Here is a 17,493-nt window from a genome sequence, read left to right as displayed (position 1 = left end):
CTGTTCTGATGGAGCAAGAGCCGCATGACTGCTGAAGCCGATTTCGGCCATTTCCGCGCACAGTTTCCGACCACGGAGACGACGGTCTATTTCAACAGCGGATCCTATGGCCTGCTCGGCAACAGCGTCCGCGCGGCGATGGAGACCTATTTGTCGGACCGGATCGAACGGGGTGCCGACTGGGGCGCCTGGGTCGGGCTGGAGGATGATGTCCGCACGCGCGTGGCGCGGCTGCTCGGCGCGCATCCCGACGAAGTGGCGGTGACCGCATCGGCATCGGCCGGGATCAACGCGGTGGCGAGCAGCGTCGATTTCACCGCGCGGCGCAAGGCCGTCGTCAGCAATTACGAATTCCCGACCAGCGCGCAGATCTGGCACGCGCAGGAAAAGCGCGGCGCGCAAGTGGTCCATGTCGCGGAGGCCGAGGATCGCACGATTCCGCTCGCCCATTTCGATGCGGCGATCGATCGCGACACCGCGATCGTCGCGCTCTCGCACGTCTGCTACCGGCATGGCGGCAAGCTGCCCGCCGACCAGATCCGCGAGATCGTCCGGATCGCGCACGATCGCGGCGCGCTGGTGATCCTCGATTGCTATCAGTCGATCGGCACCGAGCCGATCGACGTACGCGCGCTGGGCGTCGATTTCTGCGTCGGCGGCATGCTCAAATATCTGCTCGGCTCGGCAGGCAGTGGCTTCCTGTGGGTCCGCGACACACTGACCTCGGCAATGGCGCCGAGCACCTCGGGCTGGTTCGCGCAGGCGGATACCAATGCGATGGATATCTTCGCGCACGATCCCAGCCCCGACGCGCGACGCTTCCAGGGCGGCACCCCGCCCGTCCCCAGCCTCTATGCCGCCAAGGCCGGGCTCGACCTGATCCTCGATCTGGGCGTCGAGGCGATCGAGGGCCGCGTGCGTGCGCTCACCCGCCTTGCGCTCGACCGGCTGGCGCAGGCGGATATCGCGGTGGCGACACCCGATGACGATGCGTTGCGCGGACCGATGATCGCGATCCCGGTGCGTGACGACGAAGCGCTCGTCACCCAGCTGATCGCGCAGAATATCGTGACGTCGAGCCGCGACGGGAATATCCGCGCCGGCTTCCACGCCTATAATGACGAGGCCGATGTCGAGCGCCTGGTCGAGGCACTCGTCCGCAGCGGCCAGTGCCTCGCGCGTCGGGAATTGGTGGGGTAGCAGGAGCTACTGGTTGATCTGCGACCCCACATACCGATACCACATCGCTCGGAGGTCGAAATGTGGATGCGGATCGGTGCCGGATTATTTGCCGCCCTGTTCTTCTACAGGGTCTGGCGGGCACTGAAGACTGGCGAAATCATCAAAAATGGTGACCCGACCCGCGCCGAACGCCCGGATCAATATTGGTTTGTAATGGGCATGTTCCTGACGATCGGGCTGGCCTCCGCCCTGCGTGCCGCCGGCCTTTAGGGCGACGCATAAGTTGCCGCCCAAAGTGGTTCCGAGGCCGCGGAGCTCACCTGGCGGGTCGGAAATCAAGGATATTCAAAAAATGGCGCGGCGGGCAGTCTTCTTTCCGCCCACCACGCATCACCCGTAACACCGTCTCAGTAGTTGATCCCCGGATTGTCGCCGGGATGGATCAGCCCGACCACGTCCATGCCGTCGGGATGCGTGCATTGCAGCGAATGGCGGTGCTTGCGCGGGAAGAAGATGACATCACCGGTGCGGACGCGCGCACGGACGCCCTCGTTCCAGATAACGCCTTCACCCGACAGGATGATCAGCGCCTCTTCATAGAGATGGCGGTGCATCTCCGCCTTGGACAGCGGGATATGGCCGATGAACTGCGTCGCGGTGGTCGATCCGACCCGTTTGTCGACGAGCATCTGGAAATAGCGCGGCCCCATGGCGTGGCGCTGGCTTTCGTCGACGCCAACGGTGCGATCGGGCCAACCGGCGTCGAAGCCGGTCGGCATCGCCGCCAGTTCGCTGAGCGCATCGGTGGCGGGACAGGCATGGATATGGACGGCGAGCGCATCGTCATCCTGTTGGGTGAAGCGGAATGCCTCGCCGCCGCGAACATAGACGCCCATATCCTTGGCCAAGGCGAAGCTTCGGCCCGAAATCTCGACGCTGCCTTGTCCCGCCATCGTCCAGAGCACGACATCGCCCGTGGGAGAGGCGAGTATGGGAGATTGGCCGCGCCGGAGTTCGCCATAGAATTGCGCCTGATGCTGCGCGCCCATCGCGCTCGACACGATCGTGCGGCACCACCAGTCGCCGGCCGCCTCGGGACGCGTCGCTTCCGCCGCGATCACATAGCAATGGCCATCGAGCGAGCGGATGCCGGCGGCGTCGCTTTCCGCCCAGGGCAGATCCTCGGCCGCCTCGGCTTCCTCGGCATAGCCGCCGGGCAGATTGCTGTGCGCCCCGTCGCAGAACGGGCCGGTCGCGGTCTGCTTGCAGCCGCAGAACAGCACTTCCTCGCCATCGACGGTGCAGTCGTAGCGGATCGGCTCGATGCCGGTGCCTTCATGGGAACGACCGTCGCAAAAGGGCTGGCGCTTCGATCGCCCGCAGGCGCACCAGAGATAGGAACGCCCGGCTTTCAATTCCTTGTAGAACGGCTTGCGGCTCGCCACGACGGCATCGCCCATCGATACTCTCCCTGAACACACGTCTTCGCCGCCCCCGGCCCGGCAGTCGGGATGAGGGCGGCGGTATCATTTCATCTGTTCCGCGATCATTCGAGCCAGAGCGGCCGATCGACCTCGTACCAGATCTCAACTTCCATGTTGCGATGATCCATCACGCCCAGGTGATAGGGATCGTTCTTCTTATATTCGGCATAGGGGCCCGGATAGTCGCCGCGGCGCTTCTTGTACGCCTCGAAGCTCGCCAGATCCTCATATTCCCAGACGATGAAATGGCGCCCGCTATTGGGGCCCGCGATTTCCTTCACATAATAGCGCAGGCTCTTCCATTCCTTGAACAAATGACGGTTGGCGCCCACCCATTTGAGGAAGTTCGTCATCGCGGCTTTGTGTTCGGCTTCCTTGCCCTGGATCGGAAACCAGCTTTCAGCTTCGAAGATCGCCATGTCAGCGTGCTCCCCTGCCGCCGCCGAGCTCGCCGGCGTAAAGGCGCGTGACGCGCGCAAGCTCGGCATCGGTGGGCCGGCGCGGATCGGCGCCCGTCACTGCCGTCGTCGCCGCTGCCGCGACGGCCGGCGCACCGACCGCAACGCCCGCCACCGCGAGCGAGGCAAGCCCCAGCGCCTGGCGGCGGCTGGTGACCAGTTTCTCGTCCATCTCCTGTCCTTTCATGGGGTGATCCAATGGCCCGGAAGTCTAGAATGTGCTGGATTTATGTCAAATCTTTTCATATGAAAACGCATATTAATTGGGAGATCGAGATGCGGAAATTCGGCTTGGCGCTTACTCTGTTGGGAACGGCCTGTGCCTTGCCGGCGGCCAATGCTGAGCGGCCGGCGCCACCGGCCGCGGCCCCGGTCAAAGGGCAGATGACCTTCCTTTATTATAACGACCTGCCGCGCGCCGCGGCCTTTTACGAGAGACTGCTCGGCCAGGCGCCCGAGGATACGCCGCCATGGGTGCGGCTGTTCAATCTGACCGACACCGCCACACTGGGGCTGGTCAATGCGAAGGACGGCACGCTGCGGCCCTCCGACAACAAGCCGGTGATGGTGACGGTTGTGGTCGATGGCGTCGCCGCCGTCGATGCCTGGTATGATCGCGTCCGCGCGCAGGGCATCGCGATCAGCGAAGAGCGCAAGACCACGCGGCTCGACGACACAAGATCGATCCACGCCTTCATCTTCAAGGATCCCGAAGGCTATGCGGTCGAGATATTGAGCTGGACGCCCAGCCAGCCGCGCTGATCGGTCTGCCCCGATCAAGGAAAACCCCCGCCGGCACCTTGCCGACGGGGGTTTTCCTTTGCCATGCAGAGATGGCTGGGATCAGTTCGCCCCGTGTCATCCCCGCGAAAGCGGGGATCCAGCTTTTCCGTGAAGCATCAAAAAGAAGAAGAAGCGGGATTCCCGCTTTCGCGGGAATGACATCGTAGGGCTGTTTCCATACGGATGGGTCAAACCCAACTCAGAATTTGATGCTGCCGCGAAGACCCCAGCGACGAAGCCCGGGCATCACCGCCGCGCCGTTCGCGAAACCGAAGTCGAACGAGGCCGTATAATATTTCTTGTCGAACAGATTCTCGACATAGGCGGCGATGCGGAAACGATCGTTTTCGAGGCCGAGGCGCAGATTGACCTTGCCATAGCTCTTGACGAGATAGGGAAAGAGCGGCTGCCCGGCCATCACCGCCGCGATGTTGTTCACCGTGGTATAGGCATCGTCGGTGTAGAAATATTCGCCGCGGACAAAGGCATCGATGTCGCCCGTCACCGGCGCGGTATATTGCGCGAAGGTCGACAGCGTCCATTCGGGCGCCTTGGGCAGCGGCTTGCCCGACAGGTCGAGCGTGCCGAAATTGGTGCGCGCATCGGTGAATTTGTCGAAGCGCGCCTTGAGATAGCCGATGTTCAGCCCGAGCTCGAGATTGTCGATCGGCGCGGCGAGCAGTTCGAGTTCGGCGCCCTTGCTGGTCGCGCTGGCGGCGTTCGAGATGCCGGCATAGTTGATGATGTTGCCGTTGGCATCACGCCCGACCACGCCCGAGCTGACCTGAACGTCGCTCCAGTCGATGTAGAACAATGCGAGATTGGCGCGCAGCCGGTTGTCGAGCAACGTGCTCTTCACCCCGATCTCGTAGTTCCACAGCGTCTCGGCACCGAAATCGCTGCGCGCACGCTGCGGGTCGAGTTCGAAACCGCCCGACTTCCACCCCTTGGAGATGCTGCCATAGATGTTCACATCGTCCGACGCGGCATATTTGATCGCGAAGCGGGGGGAGACGTCGCTGAAGCTGCGGCTGCCGCGCACGGACTGAAGCGGACCGCCAAATTCGATCTGGTCCTCGAACCGGTCGAGCTTGTCGTGCGAGTAGCGTGCGCCCGCGGTCAGCGACAGCGCGTCGGTGACGTCGAAGGTCGCTTCGGCGAACACCGCCTTGGACGTGATCTTCTGGTTGAAATGCGACAGCTCGATCGGGAAATCCTCGGGCAGGCCGATATCATTCTGCTTGCCCGCCGCGATGAACTCGCCCTCGCGATGCTTGTCGCGCGCATAGACCGCGCCGACGATCCATTTGAGCCGCCTGTTGCCCACCGACTGGACGCGCAACTCCTGCGAGAAGCTCTTGCGATTGTCGTAGTTGAAGCCTTCGCGGAGGAAATCGACGCTCGAGAAATCGAGCTCGCCGCTGCGATTGAACTTCGCCGAGCCATAGCCGGTGATGCTGGTGACGCCGACGGTCTCGCCCGTCCAGGCGATGCGGCCGACGGCGATGTGATATTCGTTGTTCACCACCAGCGGCGCATCATGCGCATAGTTGCGGCGATTGTTCGGATAATAGCCGAGATTGGAATCGACCGGGCACGAGAAGGTGACGCCCGGGCAGATCGACTTGATGAAGTCGCTCAGCACGCCGGTGTGGATCAGACCGAAATCGTCGTCATGCTCCTTGGCATAATTATACGACAGGTCGATCGTCAGCGAATCGGTGGGCGTCGCGCGCGCCGAAAGCCGTGCCGCCTTGTAGTCGCGGCCATTGCCGCCGCCGACGGGGTGCTTGTTGTTGAACTCGCCGTCGGAGGTTTCCCACTTGCCCGCGGCGCGGACGGCGATCGTGTCGCTCAGCGGCACGTTGATCATGCCGCCCAGTTCATAGGTACCGAAGCGGCCGACCATCGCATTGGCCTCTCCCGCGAAGCGCTTCGTATCCGGCTTCTGCGTGTTGAGGCTCATGACGCCACCCGACGCGTTGCGACCGAAATAGGTGCCCTGCGGCCCGCGCAGCACCTCGATCCGCTCCATGTCGATCAGATGCGGGTTGAGTGCGATATGCGAGATGTTGAAATCGTCGAGATAGATGCCGAAGGACGACGCGTTGCCGCCGACATTGGAGATGCCGCGCAGCGCGAGGCCGAGCGCACTGCTCGACACATTGTTGCCGCTGCGGATCGGGCTGTCGGTGATGAAGACGTTGGGCGTGTTCTGGAAATAGGCGCCGACATCCTGGATGTTCGCGCGCTGCAGTTCCTGCGCCCCGAATGCGGTGACCGCAACCGGCACGTCCTGGATGCTTTCGCTGCGGCGCTGGGCAGTGACGACGATATCGTCGAGCCCCTGCGACTCCCCGCCGGTTTCGGTGTCCTGCGCCCGGGCCGGGCCGCTCGTAGCGAGCAGAGCCGCGATCGCGGCGACGCTGCACCCCATCGTGCGCAGCATGTGATTGGTCATCGATTTCATTGATTTACCCTCCCTCTCATCGCCGTGTTCCAGCATCCTTGGGTCGAACTCTCCTGGCCCGTCGTCATCCATATAATTAGTTTATGCCTAAAATAAAATAGAAATCTGGATATGAAAATGAATGAATATCTCCAAATGTGACCGTTGGGACACACCGAACCGCCGCTATCGGCGCGGCGCCAGGATCGCGTCGAGCCGCGCGGGCACGCCAGCGTCGCGCTCGAGCCGGGGATAGCGCAGCCCATGGCACAGCCGACACGGACGTCACGCACGACATCGCTGCGCTTCACGGTCAGGGTCAGCTTTTCCGCCCCGCCCGTGCACGTCGCGATGGCGCGCTTGAGTCCCTCGGCATCATAGGCCCGGCCATTCACCGCAACGATCTGCGTGCCGATCGTCAGCTCCGCGGCAAAGGCCGGCCCGTCCCAGACGACATCGCCGATCCTGCCGCCGCCATCGACGGTCAGCCCGATCGACCAGCCCAGATCGGTGACGCCGCGCTGCGCCTCGTCGCTGCGGAAGAAATCGGTCGGAGTATCGGTAAAGACCAGGCGATAGCCGCCCCGCGCCAGGCCATCGAGCGGCGCGTCGCGCGTGACCTTTTCGACATGGTCGCGGAAATATGCGGCCCAGTCCCAGGGCGCGACCTGGTTCAATGCCGCCACGACGTCATCGAAGGTGTAAGCGACTGGCCGATAGGAACCATCTCCGATCGAGAAGAACGCGCGCACGAAATCGTCGAGGCTGCGCTTGCCGCCCGACAGCGCCCGGATCCGCGTATCGACGTCGAGCCAGATCAGCTGGCCTTCGAGATAATAGTCCGATCCGCGCTGCCAATTGGGCCAGGGCTGCGCGCCCTCGGCATAGATGGAATGATTGGTCGTATCGAGCAGCGGGCGCCATTGCCGGCCCGTGCGATTCTGCATCGTGGCGGCGGTCAGCGCGAAATTGTCGAGCCCCTCCTGCAGGCTGTGCAACCCCGACCGGACCGACAGCACCGCACCCAGATACCGGGTCAGCCCTTCATAGACCCAGAGCAGGCTGTTCTGCATCGGCGTGTCGAGCGTCGGCGTCAGCAGGTCCGCGCCGCGGCGGAATTTGCCGTTCCAGCTATGGACGAATTCGTGCGGCAGCAATTCCCGGCTCGGCGCGGTCGCGGCCCATCGGGTGAAATAATCGGGAACGGTGAAATTCTCGCTCGACCGGCTGTGCTCGGCGCCGAGACCGCCGATCCTGGAGGTCAGTCCGACCAGGAAATCGTAACGATCGAAATGGCGCGAGCCGAACAGCCTGAAGCTCTGATCGATCAACCGCCGATGCGCCTCGATCTGTTCGGGGCTGGCGACGAGGAGTTCCGGCCGGTCCGCGAAGATCGCCAGGGCGACGGGTGCGCCCGTGATCGTGCCGAGTTCATGTCGTTTCGAATAGCGTCCGGCCACGATCGGTGAATCGACCAAGATCTCGTAATCGACCGGCTTGAACCGGATCACGCCGTCGGCAACGGCGTCGGTCGCCAAGGCGGTCGCGAACTGCCAGTCTTCGGGCAGGCGCACCGACGCCTGCACCGTCATGCGGCGCGATGCATAGCCCGCCGGATAGGGCGCGATCGACGTCCATTGCAGGTCGATCATGTCGGGACTGATCTCGATCCGGCCCATCCTCGGATCGGTCGGCGAAAGATATTGGAAGGCGATTTCGACGGTGTCGGCGCCCTCGGGCACGGTGATATGGATCGCATGCATCATCACCGGATCGCGTTTCCATCCGATATCGGTGCCGCCGGCCCGCACGCTCAGCCCGGCGATCCGCGCAATCGGCCCCGACGGCGCGTGATGGCCCGGCACCCAGCGGGGAAAATAGATGGTCATCGGTCCCGCAGCCTGGACGGGCAACGTCATCGTGCCGCGAACGATCGCGCGCGCCACGTCGCGCGCATCGATCGCCAGCCCGATGACGCCCGGATAATCGGCATCGTGAAGCGGCGCGACCGGCTGTACCGGTTGCACGGGCTGTGCCGATACCGCATGCGGCGCCGCCAGGAGCAGCGCCAACGACGCCATCGCCAATCTGCCCATCATATATTCCCCTGCCAGATGCACTCTTAATCCATTATCATATGATAATGTATCAATATCAAGCATGATCGGGAAATGGCGAGGCAGATGATCCAGGTCAGGTGGCGCGGATCAGTCGACGGCAGCGACGCGGCAAGGCGAGGGCTCCGCCAGAAACGCCAGGATCTTGCGGGCAAGCCAGGCGGGCCGCTCGAGGAACAGATGATGGCTGCTGTCCGGAACCTCCACGGCGATGCCGCATCGCCGGCGTGCGAGGAATTCGGCTTGTTCGCGCAGCATCCAGGGTCTCAGCATCCTGATCGAATAATCGACAAAGGCGGTCCGCTGTTCGTTGCTCGCGTCCGGCGGCAATTGTTCGACGACGTCCTTGGACGAATAGAAAGCGAGCGAAGGTGCTGCGATCGCTTGCCATGGCTCCGGCGCGGCGATGTCGCCCGCGAGAATGGCGGCGGCCACCGCATCGCTGGTCCTTGGAACGGCGCCGGCCGTCCCCTGGCGGAGCGTGGCGACGATATCGGCCGCGACCGAAGTCGGCCGCACGCCCAGCGATCGCGCGCGCCATTGGATGAATTTCCGCACATCCGCGCGAATCTCGGCGGGCGGCCCCGGCATCGGAGGCATTGCCGCCATCAAGGCCGGGACCGCCGACCGGTCATATGCCGCGTCGATATAGATCAGGCGCTCGACGCGGCCGGGATGGTCGATACCCAGCGTCGCCAGTTCGCCGCCCGCAATGCTGTGGCCGACAAAGGAGGCGCGGCCGATATCCAGCCGGTCCATCAGGCCGATGACGTCACTCACCAGCGCCGCATTCGAATAATTCCCATCGGCCGCATCGCTGGACTGGCCATAGCCGCGGCGGGTGATCGCCAGGACGCGGTGGCCGCGCCGCAAAAGGGGGGCAAAGCTGTCGAAGATCCGCGCCGAACTTCCCAGCCCGGCAAGCAGGATCAGCGGTGGCCCTTCGCCGCCATAATCGACGAAATGCAGCCGCACGGGCCCGAGCGCGCAGAAACTGTCGCGGCCGATCCCGTCTTGCTCACACGGTGCCGGCGCCTGACCATAAGATGGCGTCAGCGACAGCAGGGCAGCGATCGTCGCCGCGAGCAGGCGCGTCGTCACAAACGATAGTCCAGCGTCAATCCGATGGTCCGCGGGCGGACGAGATACTGGATCGGCCCGCGCACCAGGCCGGAGGTCGATTGCGAGACGCCGCGCGCATCGGCGATATTGTCGACAAAGGCGGCGACGCCGAACGCGCCGATCTGCGCGCCAATGCGCAGATCGACGAGATGATATCCGCCTTGCATCCGGGGCAGGGGCCTGAGTTCTCCCGGTGCGCGCGAGACGTAGCGATGGCTGAGCGAAATGCTCGGCCGATAGGCAATCTCCGCCGCCTCATAGGTGATCGAATCCGAGAGCTGCCAGCGCGATGCCCCCGGCAGGCGAGATCCCGCACGGACAAGGCCGGCCGCGGAGGAGAAATCGCGCTGCAGCTCCCCATCGAGATATGTGACCGAACCCTGGATGGTGAGCCCCCGCGAGGGGCGCAGGCGCGCGCTCGCTTCGAAGCCGCGGTTGCGCGCCTGGCCGGCATTGGCGGTATAGGTGAATCCGCCCGGGCTCGACTGGGTGACCTGGATGTCGCTCCAGTCGATCCAATAGACCGTGCCGTCGAGCAGCAGACGGCCGTCCATGAGCGTGGCGCGTGCGCCGATCTCGTAATTCCACAGCGCATCCGAGTCGAACTGGGGCGGGATGGAGAATTGGGGGTCGGTGGCGATGTTCGGCCCGCCGAACCGGAAACCGCGCGATGCCAGCGCATAGATCATCAGGTCCGGATCGGGCGTCCAGGTCAGCGAAAGCTTGGGCGAGAAGCCGGTCTCGCGGGAATTCCCCCCGGCAATGGTCGTCGCACCGACGAGCGGCCCCGACGTGATCGTCGTCGACGCGAGCCGCGTGCGGAACAGGCGGCCGCCGGCGGTGAGCTTGATCGTGTCGCTAGGGCGCCAGCTTCCCTCTCCGAACAGGGCGCTTTCGCGGCCTTGGACGGGAACGATCGCATCGAGCAGGATCGGCGTTCCGAAATCGCCCGCGGCGGCGGGTGCGTCGAGCTGATTGACGATCCGTTGCCGTGTCCGGTCGTGGAAAAGGCCGACCAGATATTCGAAACGCTGGCCGGTCGGCGATGTCAGCCGCGCCTCGACCGTCTCGCCGCGGATCGTGCCCGGTTCGAGAAACGCGATCGGCGCATAGCCCGCCAGCGCGCCGCCTGCGAAGCTCGGGAAATCCTGCTGCCCGGAAAATATCTTGGCGCGGCGTGTCGCGGTCACGGTCAGCGACGCGAACCCCAGATCCTGATCGAGCCGCAGATTGTGGATGGTGGTGGCATAGCGGAAGGGTTCGGGAATCAGCGTCCGTTTTTCGTACGGACCGATCGCCGGTTCGGTCGATCCGATATCGCGGGTGCGCTGGACCTGGCGCAGGAAGAGATAGTTGATGGTGGTACCCTCTGCAGGTCGGAACGCCACCTGGACACGCCCGCCATTAATCGTCGTCCGATTGGAATCGTCTTCACCGGTACCGAGATTGTCGACGAAACCGCCGATCCGGCGGTGACCGAAAACGCCCCTGATCGCGAGCTTGTCCGAAATGACTGGCAGGTTCAGCATCGCATTGGCAGAATAACCGTCCTCGCCGCGGCGCACCGTTTCATAAGTGCCGCGGATATGGGCCTCGATCCCGGCAAGATTGGGACGACGCGCCTGATAGTTGATCGCGCCGCCGAGCGAGGCCGATCCGAACAAGGTGCCCTGCGGGCCGCGGAGGATGGCGACAGTGTCGACGTCGAACGTGTCGATGTCCGGGATGCCGCCCGAATAGAATGGATCGGTCATCGGCACGTCGTTGATGAAATAGCCGGTAGTGCCCTGGGCCTGGGCGATGCCGGTGGTGGTGGCGACGCCGCGAATGATCGCCGCCGAATTTCCGGGCACGGTCTGGTTGAAGACGACACCCGGCGTGCGGGTGAGATAGTCGGCGAGGCTGCGCGCACCGACGGTCTCGAGCGCGGCTTCGTCGAACGCGCTGACCGATCCGGAAATGTCGCGAACGCGTTCCGCGCGCTTCGCCGCCGTCACCACGATCTCGCTCCATTCGGCATCCGCGCCGGTTTCGGTTTGCGCCTGCGCAGGAACCGCAAGCGCTGCGACAATGGCGAAAGTGCCGCCCGCCAGCCCGGCGTGCACGCCGATTTTCCGCTTTTCCATCTCTTCCCCCTGGGTCGCTCCGCGCCACAAAATGAACTCATCAGTCATTTTGTCAACGGGCATTGCACCGGGAGGGGCAATGGCTAAACTTGGCGCCATGCCGAAAATCAGGCCAGAAACCGCCGCAAGACGTCGCTCCGAGATCCTTCAGGCCGCGCATCGTTCGCTCAATACGCATGGCATGACCGTGACGGTGGAACAGATCTGCGTGGAGGCGGGTGTCAGCAAAGGCACATTTTACGGCTATTTCGAGAGCAAGGACGCCGTGATCCTCGCCATCGCTGGCGAGCATGGCTCCGATATCCTTTCACTCGAGCAGATCGATCGAGCCGACGCGCTGGCGTCACGCCTGCTGTCCTACGGCCATCGCGGCAATGCCTCGTCGAGCCGGTTCGAACTGGAGGCATGGACCTACAGTCTTTCGCAACCCGAACTGCGTGCGATCTTTCAGAAGAATCTCGGTCAGCTCGACAGGTCGATCGCGCAGAGCCTGCTGCATCTGCAAGCATCGGACGAAGCGCTGCCGCAGGTCTCGACGGCGGATGCCGCCTATATATTGCGGATCTTCACGGCGGGCATGATGGCGACCACCGCGATCGGCGAGAAGGCCGATGTCCTGCAGCTCCAGAAAGCCACCGGCCTGCTGGTGCGGCTGCTCGCAGATGCCGGCATCCCCGCCACCGCGAAGGACGGCGAAGCGTCGCTGACGTCATAGCGCGTTGCATCAATGCCCGGGGAAGCGGGTCAGGCCTCGGCCCGGCGCCATCCCAGCACGCACAATGCGAGCATCACCGCATTGCCGAGCGCATCGAGCAGCCCGACCCAGGTGAAGACCGGGTCGACGAACGTGAACCAGGCATTGAACGCGAAGAAGGGAATGAGCGCGACGCCATAAGCGAGGAAGGTGGTGCGGGTGAAACGGCTGAAGGCCGCGAATAGCCCGGAGATCATCGCCTGCGCACCGAAACAGGCAATGGCGAAGGGCAGGATCGCCGTGCCCGTCCGATATTCGGGTAGGAAGCACAGGTCGATCACGCTGCGTGGCGCCAGCAATGCCCATCCGCCGAGGATGAAGAACACCGATGCGATGCCCAATTGTATCCGTTTTGGCGTCATGGCTGCCTCCCCCCGTCCAGCGCCATGCTATAGCCGCTGACGCGGCAGGGGATGCTTCGATGACCGAAGGTCTTTCTCCACCGAACGGATCCGCGCGACCTATCCGCCTGGTCTGATGCCTCACCGCTTGCGCACGAACTCCGCACGCAGCACCAGGCCCTTGATCCCGTCGTGGCGGCAGTCGATCTCCTGCGGGTCGCCAGTCAGGCGGATCGACTTGATCAGCGTGCCGCGCTTGAGCGTCTGGCCGGCGCCCTTCACCTTGAGGTCCTTGATCAGCGTCACCTGATCGCCATCGGCAAGCAGATTGCCGACGGCGTCGCGCACCTCGACGCCCTCGACCGGCGCACGCGCCGCCGCCTCGTCGGCACTGATCCATTCGCCGCTCGCCTCGTCATAGACGAACGCGTCTTCTTCCGCCGCCATAGCCGGCCCCTTCAGCTCTTGATCGTCACCAGGCCGACGGGGCCGGGCTTGGTCGAGGGATTGGACGCATTGAGCTTCTTGGGTTTCTCCGCCTTGGGTTTGCGGATTTCCTTGTTCGATTTCTTCTGGCTCTTCGCCATGACATGTTCCTTCGCGAGGCAGGCGCCTCTGTGTCGTCCATAGCGCGAAGCCCGGCCGATCCGGGCATCAATTCGCACGATTCGCTCAGAAGGAACCCGGTACTTCCCTTTGCGCGGTGGACGGCCGGTCAGGAGTCAACAGTTCGAACCGCGCGGGACCGCCACGGAATGCCTGGGCGCTCGGCCCCGGCGCGATCGGCGTGCAGCTTCGCCCGGCGAGGAAATCGAGCGCCCGCGCGACCGATTGTTCCTGCGGATCGCCGAGCGGGCGGGTGAGGTCGTCGGCCGCCTGGCAGCTTGCCTCCATCTTACCCGCCAACCCGTCATAATAATCGCCCTGGCGCGCGCTGTTCTGCGTCGCGAAGGCGATCACGCGCAGCCGATCGTCGCAGGCCGCACGGTCGAGCGCGATCTGGCCCACGGGTTTGCCATAGGTGTTGGTACCGATCAGCGCAGCGCGGGCGTGCAGATAGGGAATGAAGGCATTGATGACGAGTTCGCTGGCCGAGGCCGTCCCGCCCGTACCGATGAATGCGATCCGCGTCGGCGCGACCGATTGCGGCTGCGGCCGGAAATTGCGGGTCTCGTTCTCGGCCGATTTTTCGGGGCGGAAGACGGTGTAGGACATGACATCCGAGGTGAAGCGATCGCGCCCGAGCAGATCGCCGAACAGCTCGGCGATCGAGACCAGACCGCCGCCATTATAGCGCAGGTCGACGATGACGTCGGTGACGCCCTGCGCCCGGAAATCGGCAAAGGCGTTGCGCAGGGCCGGATCGGCAGTGGTGATGAAGGTGCGCAGATTGACATAGCCGACCTTGCGGCCGCCATCGTCGATGACCCTGGCGCCGTAGCGCGCGGAGACCGGCGTCAGCGAATAATCGGCCTTGGCCATCGTCACCGTCCGCGTGCCGGCGCCATCGACCACCCGGAAGGTCCGGCTGACGCCCGCGGTCGACGCGCCCAGAGCATTGGTGACGCCGGCGCTTCCTTCGGCGGCGATGATATCGCTGACCGTCCGCAACGATGCCGCGCTGGCGCCGATCGCGAGAATCTCGGTGCCGCGATCGATCCCGGCGGAGAGCGCCGGTGCGCCCTCGAACGCCTCGGCGATGATCACGCGGCGCTGCGCGGTATCGGTCGACAGGCGGAATCCGAAGCCCGCGCTGGCGCCCGATGCGTAATAGGCGTCCTCCTCCGCGATCGAGGTCAGATAGGTGAAGAAACGGTCGCGGCGCTGCGACCGCGCGGTCGCGGTCAGCGCATCGATATAGGCATCGACGGTCGGATAGGGGGCCGGATCGAGCGTGGCCGGCAAAGTCTCAGGAAACAGATACCATTCGCGCAATTGAGCCGCCGCCCAGGTCTGGCGGTCGCGTAGCGAACATGCGGTTGGGGTGGGAGTCGGGGTAGGCGTCGGTGTCGGTGTCGGCGTGACGCCGCCGCTCGCTCCGCCACCCCCACCGCCGCCACAGGCCGACAGCAGTGCGAGCACGCCCAACGCCGTTCCCAACCGCCGCTGTCTCATCGTCCTACTCCACGCTGCTTCAGATGCTAGACCAGCTTGGTGATCGGAACCAGCAGGTTCAGATCCATCCCGGCGCATGGACGACCTCCAGCTTCATCCCGTCGGGATCCTCAAAGAACACCGCATAATAATCGCCCCAATATTCGGGATAATGCGCCGGGGCATCGAGCACCGTCACGCCGTGTTCGACCAGCAGATCGTGCAGCGCGTCGACATCGGCCCGGCTCTGCGCGCGCCAGGCGAGATGGTGCAGCCCCGGTGCGTAGCGGCGATGGACATGGTCGCGCAGCGCCGGATCGCAGGCCTTGAGGCCCAGCGCGGCACCGTGCCCGTCGCCGGCAAGATCCCATTCGCAGCCATCGGCTTCGTCCTTCACCAGCCGATAGCCGAGAAATTCGAGCAGCAGGCCATAGACGCGCCGCGATGCCGCGAGGTCGCTGACGTTGAGGTCGATATGGTGGAATCCGCCTCGGATAATCTCGTTCATGATTGCGTTTCCTTGTTTGATCGGGGTTCAAATGTTCCTTATATGTTCTATAATGAAAAGCCCGCGCCCGACTCGTTGGACGCGGCTGGGTCAATCGTCGCGATGTGTATGCCGCCGGGTGGTCCCGCCCGACCTGACGTCGCTCCAGGGGTCTCCGCTATGAATCGGCATCGCCGTCATCGGGTGTATTTCTTCCTGCCGCCGCCGCCGGCCGTGCGACGCGAAATCGCGCATTGGTGCCTGCCGTCGATGGTAGGAACGCCCGTGACCGAGGACAGGCTCCATGTGACGATCGGGACCGGCGGCGGTTACGACGAGACGCCGCATGGCGTGATCGCGCTGATCGTCGACGCGCTTGCCGATCGGACGCTGCCGTCGTGCGCCCTGATATTCGACACGATCATTGCCGCGGGCAGTCGCGCACTGCTGAAACCGAGCGAGCCGTTGCGCGGATTCAACGTGCTGCAAGTGGAGATCGCGACCGCGATCGGCCTCAACCCGGCACTCTGGTCGCCTTTCAAGCCGCATGTCACGCTTGGCTATGGCGGCAAACGGGCACCAGCGCAGCCGATCGATCCGATCAGCTGGAGTGCCGACCAGCTCTGGCTGGTCGAGAGCCTCCATGGGCAGACGCGGCATATCATCCATAAATGCTGGCCGCTGACGGCCGGTCCGCAGCCTCACGGCCCGGGACATTCGCCCGCCAGCGGACAGCCCCGGCAATAGGGCGAACGGTGATGGCAGTGGCGCTGTCCGAGCCGCTTCATCGCGATATGGAGCAGGAGCAATTCCTCGCCCGACCAATGGGGCAGATCGGCGGTCACCGCCTCGCTCGCTTCGGGATAATCGGCGACGGATCGCACATAATGGAGGCGCCGAAGGACGCGCAGTACATGCGTATCGACGATGAAGACGGGGCGGCGCAGCGTGCTGGCATTGAGCACCGACGCCGCGACCTTGCGCCCGACGCCCGGCAATTTCTCGAGATAGGCAAGCGCGTCGGCCAGCGGCACGCCACCCAGAAACTCCAGCCGATAATCGGGCCGGTCGCGCCCGATGGCCTGCAATGCGCGGGAAAGCCAGTCCGCCTTGATCGCGGGATGGTTCACGCCGGCGATCACCGGTTCGATCTCGACGGCCGTCGCATTGGCCAATCGCCGGGGCGACCGAAACCAGCGTACGATATTCTCGTAGGCCGCAAGCGAGTCGGCATCGAGCGTCCGGCCGCTGATCATCGCCTTGATGAGTTCGCTTGTCGGGCGACGCGGCGGACGCAATGCCACGTCCACCAGAAACGGCGCCAGCTTTTGCCGCCAGCGCTCGAGATCGGATCCGCCGAAATCGAATCGAGTCTGCATGGCCCGAGATTAGAACAAACAGCGAACAAATGGGAAGACCGATTCGATGCCGCCGCCACCCGAAACCCGGCCAATACAGGCGATCGGGTTCGACCGCGGGCCGAGAGCCCGATTCACGCTTTCGCCGGGAACGCTTCGCGCTTCCACCTCAACCGATCAGGCTCTAAAGCATGCCGCTCGCGTATCGGGAGACGGGGTTTGCGCAAGACTGGAATGACCGCACGCTGGCTGGGCGCATTGGCGCTGGCGCACGCCGCCATGGGCACGGCGATGGCATGCGGCGCGACCTACACCATCGACGCCAGGGAACTGGCGCGGACGGTGAACAAACAGGGCAAGACCAAAAGCGTCACCTGGTCGCTCAGGGCCACCCACCCCTTCGGCCAGGCCGGACGGACACGGATGATCGGCGGGACGCCCGAAGCGAGCTGGGTCCGCTTTTCCAGCGACGGACGCTGGACCGCACGGATCGGGATGGAGAACGACCTGCGCGTCAGGCCGGTCGAGATGAAGGTGGCGTTCGGCTTCTCGGTCGGCGACACGGGCCGTTCGGGCCTCATCCCGACGGCATGGTCGGAAGAAATCATCGTGCCGAAACGCGGCGCCCGCTGGGTCGATGCGGGCGGCAAGCGCGGCCCCAAGGGCGTGACGTACGACATGATGCTCCAGGGCAATGTCGCACCGCTCTGGATGGTGAGCTGCGCCGTGCACGGCTGA

At 64.3% G+C, this 17,493-nt stretch carries 19 protein-coding genes; 6 read left to right on the top strand and 13 right to left on the bottom strand.

Features of this window, described 5'->3' with window-relative positions:
- Positions 1-24: 24 nt before the first annotated feature.
- Both AC3WN8_RS17890 and AC3WN8_RS17885 read left to right on the top strand, forming a co-directional pair.
- Positions 25-1,200: an aminotransferase class V-fold PLP-dependent enzyme gene (locus AC3WN8_RS17890; RefSeq protein ID WP_492670821.1), complete on the top strand. Its 1,176-nt coding sequence runs from the start codon at positions 25-27 to the stop codon at positions 1,198-1,200.
- A gap of 60 nt (positions 1,201-1,260) precedes the next feature.
- Positions 1,261-1,452 carry a hypothetical protein gene (locus tag AC3WN8_RS17885; protein ID WP_492670820.1) on the top strand — a complete coding sequence of 64 codons (192 nt, stop codon included), beginning with the start codon at positions 1,261-1,263 and terminating at the stop codon, positions 1,450-1,452.
- 137 nt (positions 1,453-1,589) lie between these two features.
- On the opposite strand, the gene AC3WN8_RS17880 is transcribed toward AC3WN8_RS17885, so the two are convergent.
- The 3 genes from AC3WN8_RS17880 to AC3WN8_RS17870 all read right to left on the bottom strand — a co-directional run bounded on the left by AC3WN8_RS17880 (position 1,590) and on the right by AC3WN8_RS17870 (position 3,311).
- Complete coding sequence (locus tag AC3WN8_RS17880; RefSeq protein ID WP_492670819.1) at positions 1,590-2,642, bottom strand: cupin domain-containing protein; 1,053 nt, start codon at positions 2,640-2,642, stop codon at positions 1,590-1,592.
- Between the two features lie 86 nt (positions 2,643-2,728).
- Complete coding sequence (locus AC3WN8_RS17875) at positions 2,729-3,085, bottom strand: hypothetical protein (protein WP_492670818.1); 357 nt, start codon at positions 3,083-3,085, stop codon at positions 2,729-2,731.
- A gap of 1 nt (position 3,086) precedes the next feature.
- Complete coding sequence (locus tag AC3WN8_RS17870; RefSeq protein ID WP_492670817.1) at positions 3,087-3,311, bottom strand: hypothetical protein; 225 nt, start codon at positions 3,309-3,311, stop codon at positions 3,087-3,089.
- 89 nt (positions 3,312-3,400) lie between these two features.
- Here AC3WN8_RS17870 and AC3WN8_RS17865 point away from each other — a divergent pair, with 89 nt between their 5' ends.
- Complete coding sequence (locus tag AC3WN8_RS17865; RefSeq protein WP_492670816.1) at positions 3,401-3,886, top strand: VOC family protein; 486 nt, start codon at positions 3,401-3,403, stop codon at positions 3,884-3,886.
- A gap of 220 nt (positions 3,887-4,106) precedes the next feature.
- On the opposite strand, the gene AC3WN8_RS17860 is transcribed toward AC3WN8_RS17865, so the two are convergent.
- The 4 genes from AC3WN8_RS17860 to AC3WN8_RS17845 form a co-directional block, all read right to left on the bottom strand.
- Complete coding sequence (locus AC3WN8_RS17860) at positions 4,107-6,377, bottom strand: TonB-dependent receptor (protein ID WP_492670815.1); 2,271 nt, start codon at positions 6,375-6,377, stop codon at positions 4,107-4,109.
- Positions 6,374-8,455, bottom strand: coding sequence for a M61 family metallopeptidase (locus tag AC3WN8_RS17855; protein WP_492670814.1), 2,082 nt, complete (start codon positions 8,453-8,455; stop codon positions 6,374-6,376). Before AC3WN8_RS17855 ends, AC3WN8_RS17860 begins: the two co-directional genes overlap by 4 nt.
- Positions 8,456-8,563: 108 nt before the next feature.
- Positions 8,564-9,574 (bottom strand): alpha/beta fold hydrolase, encoded by a 1,011-nt coding sequence (locus AC3WN8_RS17850; protein ID WP_492670813.1) that lies wholly within the window; start codon positions 9,572-9,574, stop codon positions 8,564-8,566.
- Complete coding sequence (locus AC3WN8_RS17845) at positions 9,571-11,721, bottom strand: TonB-dependent receptor (RefSeq protein ID WP_492670812.1); 2,151 nt, start codon at positions 11,719-11,721, stop codon at positions 9,571-9,573. Before AC3WN8_RS17845 ends, AC3WN8_RS17850 begins: the two co-directional genes overlap by 4 nt.
- A gap of 79 nt (positions 11,722-11,800) precedes the next feature.
- On the opposite strand from AC3WN8_RS17845, the gene AC3WN8_RS17840 reads away from it, so the two are divergent.
- Complete coding sequence (locus AC3WN8_RS17840) at positions 11,801-12,436, top strand: TetR/AcrR family transcriptional regulator (protein ID WP_492670811.1); 636 nt, start codon at positions 11,801-11,803, stop codon at positions 12,434-12,436.
- 29 nt (positions 12,437-12,465) lie between these two features.
- Here the strand turns inward: AC3WN8_RS17840 and AC3WN8_RS17835 are convergent, their stop codons facing one another.
- From AC3WN8_RS17835 to AC3WN8_RS17815, 5 genes are all read right to left on the bottom strand, one after another.
- Positions 12,466-12,837, bottom strand: coding sequence for a hypothetical protein (locus AC3WN8_RS17835; RefSeq protein WP_492670810.1), 372 nt, complete (start codon positions 12,835-12,837; stop codon positions 12,466-12,468).
- A 120-nt stretch (positions 12,838-12,957) separates the two neighbouring features.
- Complete coding sequence (locus AC3WN8_RS17830) at positions 12,958-13,263, bottom strand: alkylphosphonate utilization protein (protein ID WP_492670809.1); 306 nt, start codon at positions 13,261-13,263, stop codon at positions 12,958-12,960.
- Positions 13,264-13,274: 11 nt separating this feature from the next.
- Positions 13,275-13,403: a hypothetical protein gene (locus AC3WN8_RS17825; RefSeq protein WP_492670808.1), complete on the bottom strand. Its 129-nt coding sequence runs from the start codon at positions 13,401-13,403 to the stop codon at positions 13,275-13,277.
- A gap of 85 nt (positions 13,404-13,488) precedes the next feature.
- Positions 13,489-14,931 carry a S41 family peptidase gene (locus tag AC3WN8_RS17820; protein ID WP_492670807.1) on the bottom strand — a complete coding sequence of 481 codons (1,443 nt, stop codon included), beginning with the start codon at positions 14,929-14,931 and terminating at the stop codon, positions 13,489-13,491.
- A 58-nt stretch (positions 14,932-14,989) separates the two neighbouring features.
- Entirely contained in the window at positions 14,990-15,418 is a 429-nt protein-coding gene (locus AC3WN8_RS17815) for a VOC family protein (protein WP_492670806.1), read from the bottom strand.
- 264 nt (positions 15,419-15,682) lie between these two features.
- On the opposite strand from AC3WN8_RS17815, the gene AC3WN8_RS17810 reads away from it, so the two are divergent.
- Positions 15,683-16,144: a 2'-5' RNA ligase family protein gene (locus AC3WN8_RS17810; protein WP_492670805.1), complete on the top strand. Its 462-nt coding sequence runs from the start codon at positions 15,683-15,685 to the stop codon at positions 16,142-16,144.
- On the opposite strand, the gene AC3WN8_RS17805 is transcribed toward AC3WN8_RS17810, so the two are convergent.
- Entirely contained in the window at positions 16,099-16,776 is a 678-nt protein-coding gene (locus AC3WN8_RS17805; protein ID WP_492670804.1) for an endonuclease III domain-containing protein, read from the bottom strand. The two genes, AC3WN8_RS17810 and AC3WN8_RS17805, sit on opposite strands and share 46 nt — an antisense overlap.
- 198 nt (positions 16,777-16,974) lie before the next feature.
- On the opposite strand from AC3WN8_RS17805, the gene AC3WN8_RS17800 reads away from it, so the two are divergent.
- Positions 16,975-17,493, top strand: a complete 519-nt coding sequence (locus AC3WN8_RS17800) for a hypothetical protein (RefSeq protein ID WP_492670803.1) — start codon at positions 16,975-16,977, stop codon at positions 17,491-17,493.

It is taken from the genome of Sphingobium sp. FW305-3-2-15-F-TSA7 (assembly GCF_058787155.1).
The sequence above is the reverse complement of the archived record's forward strand: the minus strand, read 5'-3'. Positions and strand labels throughout refer to the sequence as shown.